Source organism: Pseudorhizobium marinum, from assembly GCF_000705355.1.
GTDB lineage: Bacteria > Pseudomonadota > Alphaproteobacteria > Rhizobiales > Rhizobiaceae > Neorhizobium > Neorhizobium pelagicum.
On the sequence record NZ_JMQK01000005.1, the window covers coordinates 185,427 to 197,077 of the forward strand.

General features: G+C 63.9%; 9 protein-coding genes. 5 read left to right on the forward strand and 4 right to left on the reverse strand.

What is annotated here, in order from left to right; genetic code table 11:
* Positions 1-81: 81 nt before the first annotated feature.
* Complete coding sequence (gene hspQ / locus EO99_RS0108435) at positions 82-411, forward strand: heat shock protein HspQ (RefSeq protein WP_029618205.1); 330 nt, start codon at positions 82-84, stop codon at positions 409-411.
* A gap of 93 nt (positions 412-504) precedes the next feature.
* On the opposite strand, the gene EO99_RS0108440 is transcribed toward hspQ, so the two are convergent.
* The gene (locus EO99_RS0108440; RefSeq protein WP_029618206.1) at positions 505-1,155 is read right to left on the reverse strand and encodes an invasion associated locus B family protein; all 651 of its coding nucleotides are present in this window, start codon (positions 1,153-1,155) and stop codon (positions 505-507) included.
* Positions 1,156-1,434: 279 nt separating this feature from the next.
* On the opposite strand from EO99_RS0108440, the gene EO99_RS0108445 reads away from it, so the two are divergent.
* The 3 genes from EO99_RS0108445 to EO99_RS0108455 are packed head-to-tail and all read left to right on the forward strand — an operon-like array spanning position 1,435 to position 4,911.
* On the forward strand, positions 1,435-3,243 hold the full coding sequence (locus EO99_RS0108445; protein WP_029618207.1) for an extracellular solute-binding protein: 1,809 nt from the start codon (positions 1,435-1,437) through the stop codon (positions 3,241-3,243).
* A 45-nt stretch (positions 3,244-3,288) separates the two neighbouring features.
* A complete protein-coding gene (locus EO99_RS0108450) occupies positions 3,289-3,960 on the forward strand; it encodes a DsbA family oxidoreductase (protein WP_029618208.1) in 672 nt (223 codons plus the stop codon).
* 12 nt (positions 3,961-3,972) lie between these two features.
* Positions 3,973-4,911, forward strand: coding sequence for a DMT family transporter (locus EO99_RS0108455; RefSeq protein WP_029618209.1), 939 nt, complete (start codon positions 3,973-3,975; stop codon positions 4,909-4,911).
* On the opposite strand, the gene mfd is transcribed toward EO99_RS0108455, so the two are convergent.
* Both mfd and EO99_RS0108465 read right to left on the reverse strand, forming a co-directional pair.
* The gene (gene mfd / locus EO99_RS0108460; protein ID WP_029618210.1) at positions 4,912-8,424 is read right to left on the reverse strand and encodes a transcription-repair coupling factor; all 3,513 of its coding nucleotides are present in this window, start codon (positions 8,422-8,424) and stop codon (positions 4,912-4,914) included.
* Positions 8,421-8,750, reverse strand: coding sequence for an FAD assembly factor SdhE (locus EO99_RS0108465; protein WP_029618211.1), 330 nt, complete (start codon positions 8,748-8,750; stop codon positions 8,421-8,423). Before EO99_RS0108465 ends, mfd begins: the two co-directional genes overlap by 4 nt.
* Positions 8,751-8,843: 93 nt before the next feature.
* On the opposite strand from EO99_RS0108465, the gene recG reads away from it, so the two are divergent.
* Positions 8,844-10,949, forward strand: coding sequence for an ATP-dependent DNA helicase RecG (gene recG / locus EO99_RS0108470; protein WP_029618212.1), 2,106 nt, complete (start codon positions 8,844-8,846; stop codon positions 10,947-10,949).
* Here the strand turns inward: recG and EO99_RS0108475 are convergent.
* Positions 10,927-11,628 (reverse strand): DUF502 domain-containing protein, encoded by a 702-nt coding sequence (locus EO99_RS0108475; protein ID WP_051679764.1) that lies wholly within the window; start codon positions 11,626-11,628, stop codon positions 10,927-10,929. The two genes, recG and EO99_RS0108475, sit on opposite strands and share 23 nt — an antisense overlap.
* Positions 11,629-11,651 lie beyond the last annotated feature (23 nt).

Genomic DNA, 11,651 nt, shown 5'->3' on the forward strand with positions numbered 1-11,651 from the left:
CGCCGGCGCGTTCCCCCTTCGCCATGCCCTTGATGTGTCGAGAAATTATTCCCACATCAGGATGCGAAAGGAAGTCGCACCATGAAACAACGAAACGCTAAGTTCACCATCGGGGAAGTGGTTCGCCACAAGGTATTTCCGTTCCGTGGCGTCGTGTTCGATGTGGATCCGGAATTTGCCAATTCCGAGGATTGGTGGAATGCCATCCCAGCCGAGATCCGCCCGAGCAAGGACCAACCGTTCTACCATCTCCTCGCGGAGAATGATGAATCGGAATATGTGGCCTATGTCTCCGAACAAAACCTCGAGCATGACGGAAGCGAAATGCCGCTTCGCAATCCCCAGGTCTACCAGATCTTCGATGAAGGTCCGTCGGGCCAGTTGAAGCCGAAGATGATCCTGGCCCACTAGGCCGGCTCAACGAACAGCTTGAAAACAAAAACAGCGCCGCGGAAACCGCCGGCGCTGTTTTCAGATTAGGGCAAGTTTCTTGCCTGCCTTGGCTTACTGGCCCTGCTTGGCCGCGTTCTGTGCGTCTTCAAGCTTCTTGCGCGCTTCTTCGGCCTTCTTCTGCATGCCTTCCTGAAGGCTGCGCTGGCTTTCGGCCAACTGCGACTGCGTGATCGGCTCCCCGTCGAAGGCGCCTGTGAAGCCGTTCAGCGAGATCTTGATGGGGTTGGGCGCACGGCGGAAGTTGATCGACGTGAACACGACCTCGCCGCCCTTCTTGAGGCTTGCGATCATGGCATCCGTCAGCGGCACTTCGGCCGTGCACTTGTCGGGCAGGCAGACGGCGTAGTCGAGCTTCTGGCCATTGCCGCCATCGATCTGCATGACGATGCCCGGCGGGATCAGGCGCGCGGTCGGAACCGAAACCTGCAGGATCTTGCGGTTGACCTTGCCCTCGAGGGTAATCAGGCCGACTGCCGTGATCAGCTGGCCGTTCTGCGCCAGGTTGACGTTCTGCACGACGCAAAGGTCGCTGTCGTCCTGCTTGGTGCAGGTCTTGAACCAGCCAAGCGGCGGTCCGCCGGGTCCGCCAGCGGCGGGAGCGGCTTCCTGCGCCGACGCAACGGTCGGTGCCGACGCGGCTGCGAGCGAAAGTGCCAGCACGGACATGGTGGCCCGCAGAACCTTGTTTACCTTGATTTTCATCACGAATCGGTCTCCTGAAATCCGTTCGGGTACGGTTTCAACCGTCCTCCCTCGGGTGTCCTACTGCGTTCCACCTGTCGGCGAAATGAGGCAATTGAATGACTCCGCGCATTTGCCGAATTTGTTACATCGGCGCCGGAGTGATATCCAGTCCTCCCTGACGTTTTTTTGATCGCCAGCCGCGCGACCGTCGCAGGGAGACGCTCCCGGGCGGTTGGTAGGATGGCGCCATTGCAGTATTTTGCACCGAATCGGGACCACCCCTGAAAAGGACTGTTCATGCGCCGTCTCCTGCCCTTCCTTTTCCTCCTCGCGCTTGCAGCACCGGCACTTGCGGAGCCCCGCCACGGTATCGCCATGCACGGGCACCCGGCGCTGCCGGCCAACTACCAGCACTTCCCGTATGTGAAGCCGGACGTCAAGAAAGGCGGCAGCGTCCGCTACGGCGTCGTCGGCACCTTCGACAGCCTGAACCCCTTCATCCTCAAGAGCATGCGCACAACGGCGCGCGGGGTCTGGGATCCGCAGTTCGGCCACCTCCTCTACGAGCCGCTGATGCAGCGCTCGGCGGATGAACCCTTCTCGCTCTACGGGCTTCTCGCACAGACGGTGGAGATGGATGAGGAGCGGACATTCATCCAGTTCAATCTCAACCCCGCGGCAAAGTGGTCGGACGGCATGCCGGTGACGCCCGAGGACGTGATCTTCACCTTCGAGCTTCTGCGCGACAAGGGACGCACGCCCTTCAGCAACCGGCTGACGCCGGTGGCCAGGATGGACAAAGTCGGCGAAAGGAGCGTGAAGTTCACCTTCAACGAAAAGTCGGACCGCGAATTTCCGCTGATCCTGGCCACCGCGACACCGATCCTGCCCAAGCACGCCGTCGATCCGGACACCTTCGACCAGTCGTCCCTGCAGATCCCGGTCGGCTCCGGACCGTACACGGTCAAATCGCTTCGGCCGGGCGAAAGGATCACCTTCGAGCGAAACCCGGATTACTGGGGCAAGGACGTTCCGGCCAAGGTCGGCTTCGACAACTACGACCAGATCTCGGTGGAGTATTTCCTCCAGGAGAACACCCTGTTCGAGGCGTTCAAGAAGGGCGTCGTCGACATCTATCCCGAGGGCAGCCCGGTCCATTGGGCCAGGGCCTACGACTTTCCGGATGTCCAGAATGGCGCTGTGATCAAGGATGCGTTCCAGCCCGAGCTGCCGACCGGGATGCTGGGATTCGTCTTCAACACGCGCCGGCCGATGTTCGAGAACCGCGATGTCCGTGAGGGGCTGGCGCTGGCGTTCGACTTCGAATGGGCAAACAGGAACCTCTTCGAGGGCGCCTATACGCGCACGGAGAGCTTCTGGCAGAACTCGGCCCTCTCCGCGCTGGGCACAGTTGCCAACGCCCGGGAGCTTGCCATTCTCGGCGACACGAAGGCCGACCTCGATCCATCGGTCCTGGATGGCTCCTATCGGCTGCCCCAGACGGATGCCTCCGGCGGCGACCGAAATGTGCTGCGCCGGGTTGTCGACCTCCTCAAGGAGGGCGGCTACACGATCCAGAACGGCAAGATGGCGAGCCAGTCCGGCAATCCGCTGCGGTTCGAGATCATGACCCAGAACCAGGATCAGGAAAAGCTGGCGATCGCCTACCAGAGGACGCTTCGAATGATCGGGGTCGAAGTGGACATCCGGACCGTCGACGATGCGCAGTACCAGTCCCGTTCCGGAACCTTCGACTACGACGTCATCGTCAAGTCGTATCCATCGTCGCTCTCGCCCGGCATCGAGCAGGTGGGGCGCTGGGGGTCGGTTTCCCGTGACCGCGAGGGGAGCAACAATTTTGCCGGCGTCGCCGACGCCAGTATCGACCGGGCGATCGAGGCCATGCTGGGAGCCCGCGATCGGGAGGACTTCGAGGCGGCCGTGCGGGCTTACGATCGACTGCTGATTTCCGGCCACTATCTCGTTCCGCTGTATCATGTCGCGGAACAATGGGTGGCGCGGCGCAGCTACATCGGCTATCCAGACGCCACACCCCTCTACGGCTACCAACTCCCCGTCTGGTTTGACAAGCGGGCGCAGGACTGAGCCAGCCCGAACCGGCGAAAGCCATCATCAGGAAAGGATGCGGCCATGGAGCGCATCACCATCGATGTCGTGTCCGACGTTGTCTGCCCTTGGTGCTATCTCGGCAAGGCGCGGCTGGAGCTGGCGATCGCCGAGGTGCAGGACGAGGTCGGCGTCACCGTCAACTGGCGGCCCTATCGGCTGGACCCGGATGCGACAAGCGACGGCACAGATTACCGCAGCCACCTGATCGCGAAGTTCGGCGGTGCCGAACGTCTCGACCAGATGCAGGACACCTTGCGTGAACACGGTCGGGAGATCGGCGTCAATTTCCAGTTCGAGAACATCAAGGTCCGCGCCAGCACGCTGGACGCTCACCGTCTGCTGCACTGGGCGCGGATCGAGGGCAATGAGCTGCAGGACCGTGTTGCAACAGCCCTGTTCAAGGGGCACTTCGAAGACGGCCTGAACATTGCCGACCACGGCGTGCTGGTACAGATTGCCGAAGCCTCCGGTCTGGATCCGGCGGTCATTGGTGCCTTGCTTGCCTCGGATGCGGACAAGGACACCGTTCTGGAGGAGATCGAGTCAGCCCAGAAGATGGGCGTCAACGGCGTACCCTTCCTGATCTTCGACGGACAGTATGCCGTCAGCGGCGCTCAGAAGCCGGATGTTCTCGCCAGCGCCCTGCGCGATATCGCCAACATGAAGGCGGAAGCTCGCAAGGGCATGATCTGACGGAGGCGACAGATGTCGACCGACCAAACCCTGAAGGGCATCCTCTTCGCCTTTGCGGCCTTCGCCGCCTTCTCCTTCAGCGACGCCGCCGTCAAGATGATCGAAGGCGCACTCAGTTCCTTCGAGATGGCCTTCCTCGGCGCCGTCTTCGGCCTGACCGGCCTGCCCTTCCTGATGAAGCGCGGCGACAGCGCTCTCGACATGCTGCGGACAACGAACCGCCCGCTCTGGCTGTTGCGCGCATTTTCGGCGGCCTTCGGCACGATCAGCAGCGTCACCGCCTTCACGCATCTGCCCATGGCGGAAGCCTTTGCGCTGATCTTCCTGCTGCCCTCCTTCGTCACGATCATGTCGGTGCTTTTCCTCAAGGAAACGGTCGGGATCAAGCGCTGGAGCGCCGTCGCCATCGGCTTCCTGGGGGTGCTGATCGTCCTGCGCCCCGGCTTCCGGGAGCTCTCGATCGGCCATGTCGGAGCGGTCTTCGCCGGCCTCAGCGGCGCGATCTCCATCGTCGTCTACCGTGCCATCGGGCCCACGGAGAAAAGCGTGTCGCTCTATGGTGCCGGCGTCATCGGATCGCTCGTCGTCTGCGGACTTCTGATGCTGCCGAGTTTCGCCTGGCCCACCGCTTCGCAGTGGCTGATGCTGGCCGGCTACGGCCTGCTGGCGGCGCTGGCGACGATCCTGCTGATGTATGCCACCAGCTATGCCCCGGCGGCGCTGGTCGGCCCGACGCAGTACAGCCAGATGCTCTGGGCCGTCCTCTTCGGATACCTGATCTTCGGAGACGCCGTCGACCTGCCGATGGTTCTCGGCATCCTCCTGATCATCGGATCCGGTATGCTGACACTGGCCCGGGAACGCGCGCGCGGCGTTCCCCTGCCCCCCGCCGTGGCAGCCGATCCGCAGGGCAATGCGATGGCAGCCGTCGACGAGGCACTGGACAACTGATCACGCCGGCTGGCGTGCCATTTCCGCAATCTGCTTCATCACCTGCGCGGCCGTCGTCAGCCGCTTTTCCGGCGTCGGCAGGTCGCGCGTCAGGAACACGCTCTGGTCGGGACGGATCTTCGCCATTGTGCCCTGCTTGGCGATATAGCCGACGAGGCCTGCCGGGTTCGGGAACTGCTTGTCGCGGAAGGTGATCACCAGACCCTTCGGACCGGCGTCGAGCTTCTCGACATTGGCGGTGCGGCAGAGCGACTTGACGTAGACCACCTTCATCAGGTTCTGGACCTCGACCGGCAGCGGTCCGAAGCGGTCGATCATCTCGGCCCCGATCCCGTCGATCTCCGCGAGCTCCTTCAGCTCGCCGAGACGGCGGTAAAGGCCCATGCGCAGATGCAGGTCGGGAACATAGGTCTCCGGGATCATCACGGTGATGCCGACCGAGATCTGCGGCGACCAACCGGTGTCGACGATCTCGTCGTCGCCGCGCACCTCGGCCACGGCCTCCTCGAGCATCTGCTGGTAGAGTTCGAAGCCGACTTCCTTGATGTGTCCGGACTGTTCCTCGCCGAGGAGATTGCCGGCGCCGCGGATGTCCAGATCGTGGCTGGCCAGCTGGAAGCCCGCTCCCAGCGTATCGAGCGACTGAAGCACCTTCAGGCGCCGCTCGGCCATTGCCGTCAGCGTCCGGTTGACCGGCAGTGTGAAGAGGGCGAAGGCCCGCACTTTCGACCGCCCGACACGGCCGCGCAGCTGGTAGAGCTGGGCAAGGCCGAACATGTCGGCACGGTGCACGATCAGCGTGTTGGCCGTCGGCACGTCGAGGCCCGACTCGACGATCGTGGTCGACAGCAGCACGTCGTAGGTGCCATCGTAGAAGGCATTCATGATGTCTTCGAGCTCGCCGGCTGCCATCTGTCCGTGCGCCACCGCGACCTTGAGTTCCGGCACGTCGGATTGCAGGAAGGCCTGGATGTCGGCGAGATCGGCAAGCCTTGGGCAGACGTAGAAGCTCTGTCCGCCCCGGTAATGCTCTCGCATCAGCGTCTCGCGGATGACGAGCGAATCGAAGGGCGAGATGAAGGTGCGAACCGCCATGCGGTCCACCGGCGGGGTCGTGATCAGCGACAGCTCGCGCACGCCGGTCATGGCCAGCTGCAGCGTGCGGGGAATCGGCGTGGCCGACAGCGTCAATACGTGGACGTCGCTTTTCAGCTCCTTCAGCCGCTCCTTGTGCTTGACCCCGAAGTGCTGCTCCTCGTCGATGATGAGAAGGCTGAGGTTGGCGAAGTTGACGCCACTTCCCAGCAGCGCATGTGTGCCGACGACGATGTCGACCTTGCCGTCGGTCAGATCCTTCTTGACCTGGTTCAGTTCCTTGCCCGGCACCAGCCGAGAGGCCTGCGCCACGCGGATCGGCAGGCCACGGAAGCGGTCGCGGAAGGTCTTGAAGTGCTGGCGCGCCAGAAGTGTCGTCGGCACAACCACGGCGACCTGCCCCCCGTTCATGGCGGCGACGAAGGCGGCACGCAGCGCAACCTCGGTCTTGCCGAAGCCGACATCGCCGCAGACGAGGCGGTCCATAGGTCGGCCTGCGGAAAGATCGTCACGAACCGCCTCGATGGCAGTGGCCTGGTCTTCCGTCTCGTCATAGGGGAAGCGCGCCGCAAACTCGTCGTAGAGCCCATCCGGGGCTGCCAGGACAGGGGCGCGGCGGGTCATGCGACTGGCGGCGATGCGAATCAGACCGTCGGCCATGTCGAGCAGGCGCTTCTTCAGCTTGGCCTTGCGGGCCTGCCATGCTCCACCGCCCAGCTTGTCGAGCGTTGCCTCGGCGGCGTCCGAACCGTAGCGGGAGAGAAGATCGATGTTCTCGACCGGCAGGAAGAGCTTGGCGTCGTCCGCATAATGGAGTTCCAGGCAGGCGCGCAGCGCGCCGGCGGCCTGGATATTCGTGAGGCCGACGAACCGTCCGATGCCGTGTTCGGCATGGACCACCAGCGAGCCCTCATCCAATCCCGCGACTTCCGAAATGTAATCTGCACCGCGCTTGCGGCGCTTGCCGCGGCGAACCATGCGGTCGCCCAGAATGTCCTGTTCGCCGATCACGGCGATATCGCCGGTCTCGAAGCCGCCTTCGAGGCTCAGAACGGCTGCGGCCGCCTCCCCCTTGGCAAGCTTCTGGAGTTCGCCCAGCGTTTCGATCGGCTTCACGCGCTTCAGGCCGTGCTCGTCCAGGACCTGTAGCAGACGATCCAGCGAGCCGGTCGACCAGCCGGTGATCAGAACCTTGCGGCCTTCGGCACGCTTGCCGGCGATGTGCTTGACCGCCAGGTCGAAGACGTTGACCTTCTCGTCGCGGTCGTCCTTCTCGGTCTGTGTCTTTGCCCAGCGCGGTCCGACATGGGCGTCAAGCGCCACGACGCGGCGGCTGTCGGCATCCATCTCGTTGAATGGGGTCAGCCGGATGGCGCTGGCGCTGTCGAGTTCTGCGGAGAACGCCTTGGCGTCGAGGTAGAGCTCACCGGGCGGCACCGGTTTGTAAGGCGCCCCCTGGGCGGCTGCGCCCTTCCCCAGTCCGCTGTTGTCGCGGCGGGCCTCATAATAGTCGGTGACGAGCTTCGAACGCTCGGTCGCCGCCTCCCGGGCGGTGTGATCGGTGACGATCCGGAAGCCCTTGAGGTAGTCGAAAGCGGTTTCCAGGTGATCGTAGAAGAGCGGCAGCCAGTGCTCCATGCCGGCATAGCGGCGGCCTTCCGACACGGCCTGATAGAGGGAGTCCTCCTTCGTCGTCGCTCCGAAGAGCGACAGATAGTTCTTGCGGAAGCGGCTGATCGTCTCCGGTGTCAGCGACACCTCGCTCATGGGGTTGAGATCCAGCGAGCGCGCCTGTCCCGTCGTCCGCTGGCTTGCCGGATCGAAGGTCCGGATCGTCTCCAGCGTATCGCCGAAGAAGTCGAGCCGCACCGGTTCTTCCGTTCCCGGCACAAAGACGTCGAGGATGCCGCCGCGCACGGCGAATTCGCCGACCTCGCGGACGGTCGCCACGCGGTCGAAGCCATTCCGCTCCAGCCGCGCTGCGATATCGTCCATGCGGATGACGCCGCCGGGGCGGGCGGAAAAGGCGAGGCTCTCGATAACGTCCGCCGGCGCGATCTTCTGCAGCATGGCGTTGACGGTCACCAGTACGATCGCCGCATGCGGCTTCCTGGCGTGCGCGATCAGGCCCGAGAGTGCAGCAAGTCGCCGCGCGGAGACATCCGGGCTCGGCGAGACCCGGTCATAGGGAAGGCAGTCCCAGGCCGGCAGCGTCAGGACCGGAATGTCGGGGGCGACGAAGCCCAGCATCTGTTCGAGATCGGCCATCCTCTGGCCGTCGGAGATCACATAGGCGACCGCCTGGCCGGCGCGCGCGAGCTCGGCGAGCAGCAGCGGTTCCATGCCGGGCGGCACATTGCCGATGGTCAGCGGGCTGGTGGCCGCCGCAACCTTCTTCGCATCGAAACCTGCAATCATTCTTGATGCTCTGCCTTCGCCTGCAGGCTGTCGGTCGTAACGGGATCGAAATCCGGGCGGTAGGAGGCAATGCGGTCAAAGAGCGGCGTCTGACGATGCGCAGGCGTCGGCTTGGCGCCGGTCACCCAGGAATGCAGATCATGGTCATCCTCATCCATGATCGCCTCGAATTCGTCGAGATCCGCATCTGAAAGCGTGCCGATCTCCTGTTCGGCAAACTGTCCGAACACGAGGTCCATTTCGCGAATCCCGCGGTGCCAGCAGCGGTAGAGAATACGGCGACGGCGAGGCGTGAGGTCCGCGCTGCTGCGCACAAGTCCTGTCATGGAAGTGATCCCTGGTTTGCGATGCTCATATAGGTCGGAATTTCCCCTGCGTCACCTTGCAATCAAGTCAACATCCGGCGCATTTTGCCGCTCATGCGTCCTGCCATCCTTGATCCCCTGTTTTCGCCCGTTGCAGCCCTCCCCGGTGTCGGCCCCAAGCTTGCCGATCTGATCGCGCGCGTGACGGGGCGCGAGGATGCCGACGACTGCCGGGTCATCGACCTCCTCTTTCATGCGCCGTCCTCGATCATCGACCGCCGCAACCGGCCGGGGATCGCGCTCGCGCCGCAGGGCGCCATTGTCACCATCGAGGGACGGGTGGACCGCCACCAGCCGCCACCGCCGGGCAAGCCGAACATGCCCTACCGTGTCTTCCTCCACGACGACACCGGCGAACTGGCGCTGACCTTCTTTCGCGCCAAGGGAAACTGGCTGGAGAAGGCACTGCCGATCGACGAGATCGTGATGGTGAGCGGCAAGGTCGACTGGTTCAACGGCCGGCCGTCGATGGTCCATCCCGACTTCATGGTGAAGGTCTCGGAGGCCGGCAATCTGCCGCTCGTCGAGCCGGTCTATCCGTTGACGGCAGGGCTCTCTCCCAAGGTCCTGCGGAAAGCGGTGGAAGGTGCTGTGGCGCGTCTCCCCGCGCTACGCGAATGGGCCGATCCGGCTCTGGCCGAGCGGCAGGGCTTTCCGTCCGTGCTGGAAAGCTTCCAGCAGTTGCACGACCCGCGCGACGAAGGCGATATCGATCCCCGCTCGCCGGCGCGCCGAAGGCTCGCCTATGACGAATTCATGGCCGGGCAGGTATCGCTGGCGCTGGTGCGGCAACGGCTGCGCAAGGTGCCCGGCCGGCCGATCCAGGCGACCGGGGAGCTGGCCGAGCGGATCCGGGCCACCCTCCCCTTTTCCCTCACCGCCAGCCAGCAGAAGGCGGTCGAGGAAATCCTCAAGGACATGGCCGGCGAAGACCGCATGCTGCGTCTGCTGCAGGGCGACGTCGGCGCCGGTAAGACGCTTGTCGCCCTGATGGCCATGGCGGCAGCCGTCGAAAGCGGCGGCCAGGCGGTGCTGATGGCGCCGACGGAGATCCTGGCGCGCCAGCACCACGCGACGATCTCGAAGATCGCCGCCATGGTCGGCATCTCCGTCGAGGTACTGACCGGACGCACCAAAGGCCGCGAGCGGGATGCGATCGTCGAGAGGATCGCCTCGGGCGACGTCCAGATCATCATCGGCACCCATGCGCTGTTCCAGGACGCCGTCAGCTACCGCAACCTGGTGCTTGCCGTCGTCGACGAGCAGCATCGCTTCGGTGTCCACCAGCGCCTGCGCCTGACAGCCAAGGGCATCTCGCCGCACATGCTGGTGATGACCGCAACGCCGATCCCCCGCACGCTGGTGCTCGCCGCCTTCGGTGACATGGATGTCTCAAAGCTTACCGAGAAGCCGGCCGGCCGCAAGCCGATCCAGACGGTGACGCTGCCTGCCGAGCGCACCGGGGAGATCGTCTCCCGGCTCAGGAGCGCGCTCGCCGAGGGCAAGAAGGCCTATTGGATCTGCCCGCTGGTCGAGGAGTCGGACGTCTCCGATCTGATGTCGGCGGAGGAACGGTTCGCCGTGTTGGCCAAGGAGATGGGAGCCGACGTCGGTCTCGTGCACGGCCGCATGGCCGGTCCCGAGAAGGATGCGGTCATGGGGGACTTCAAGGCCGGCAAGATCCGGCTGCTGGTCGCGACCACCGTCGTCGAGGTCGGTGTTGACGTGCCGGATGCCACCATCATGGTCATCGAACATGCCGAGCGGTTCGGGCTGGCGCAGCTGCATCAGCTGCGCGGCCGTGTCGGCCGTGGCGCGGAAGCTTCGACCTGCATCCTGCTCTACAAGGGCCCGCTCAGCGAGACCGGCCGGGCGCGGCTCTCTATCCTGCGCGACAGCGAGGACGGCTTTCTGATCGCCGAGGAGGACCTGAAACTGCGTGGCGAAGGCGAGCTTCTGGGCACCCGACAGTCCGGAACACCGGGTTTCCGGATTGCCAGCCTGGAGGCGCACGCCGATCTTCTGGAAATCGCCCGCAAGGATGCTGCATATCTGCTCGACCGGGATCCGGACCTCACCAGCGAGCGGGGAGAAAGCGTACGAACGCTTCTGTACCTGCACCGTCGCGACGAGGCCGTCAGGTTCCTGGGCGCGGGCTGACCGCCGTCGGCACGATCGTCGACTGCACCACCTTCGGCTTGAAATCCGGCGCAATCAGCCCGCCGGAAATCAGCAGCCTGGCCCCTTCTTCCGGCGTCATGTCCAGCATGATGATCTTGCTGCGCGGCACGAACATCAGGAAGCCGGCGGTCGGGACAGGCGTCGGGGCGAGGAAGACGCTGATCATCTCCTCGCCATTTTCGTTGAGCCGTGCGGCAATCTCACCCTGCGCGTCACCGGAGATGAAGACGAGCGCCCATGTGCCGGGGCTTGGAAACTCGATCAGACCGCATTTCTTGAACGAGGTCGATTGCTCCTTCAGCACCGTTTCGAAGATCTGTTTCAGGCTCTTGTAGATGGTACGCACCAGCGGCATGCGGTGCAGCACCGATTCTCCGAAGCTGACGATGGACCGGCCGATCAGGTTCTTGCCGAGGAAGCCGATCATGGTGATCATGAGGATCGCGATCAGCATGCCAAGGCCGGGCATGGCGATATTGAGGTAGTTCTCGGGGTTGTAGCGTGTCGGGATGTAGGGTTTCACCCAGCTGTCGGCCCAGCGGATGAAACCGAAAGTCAGCCAGATGGTGATCGCCAGAGGCGCGCAGATGATGAGCCCGGTGAGGAAGTTGTTCCTGAGCCGCGTCATCACCGGAATGCGATCGAATTTGTCCGCCATTGCCCGTCACTATTGTGCAGTGC

Excerpts from the sequence above, each read along its gene's own strand:
- hspQ (WP_029618205.1), top strand. The coding sequence starts at position 82 with ATGAAACAACGAAACGCTAAGTTCACCATCGGGGAAGTGGTTCGCCAC.
- EO99_RS0108440 (WP_029618206.1), bottom strand. The coding sequence starts at position 1,155 with ATGAAAATCAAGGTAAACAAGGTTCTGCGGGCCACCATGTCCGTGCTG.
- EO99_RS0108445 (WP_029618207.1), top strand. The coding sequence starts at position 1,435 with ATGCGCCGTCTCCTGCCCTTCCTTTTCCTCCTCGCGCTTGCAGCACCG.
- EO99_RS0108450 (WP_029618208.1), top strand. The coding sequence starts at position 3,289 with ATGGAGCGCATCACCATCGATGTCGTGTCCGACGTTGTCTGCCCTTGG.
- EO99_RS0108455 (WP_029618209.1), top strand. The coding sequence starts at position 3,973 with ATGTCGACCGACCAAACCCTGAAGGGCATCCTCTTCGCCTTTGCGGCC.
- mfd (WP_029618210.1), bottom strand. The coding sequence starts at position 8,424 with ATGATTGCAGGTTTCGATGCGAAGAAGGTTGCGGCGGCCACCAGCCCG.
- EO99_RS0108465 (WP_029618211.1), bottom strand. The coding sequence starts at position 8,750 with ATGACAGGACTTGTGCGCAGCAGCGCGGACCTCACGCCTCGCCGTCGC.
- recG (WP_029618212.1), top strand. The coding sequence starts at position 8,844 with ATGCGTCCTGCCATCCTTGATCCCCTGTTTTCGCCCGTTGCAGCCCTC.
- EO99_RS0108475 (WP_051679764.1), bottom strand. The coding sequence starts at position 11,628 with ATGGCGGACAAATTCGATCGCATTCCGGTGATGACGCGGCTCAGGAAC.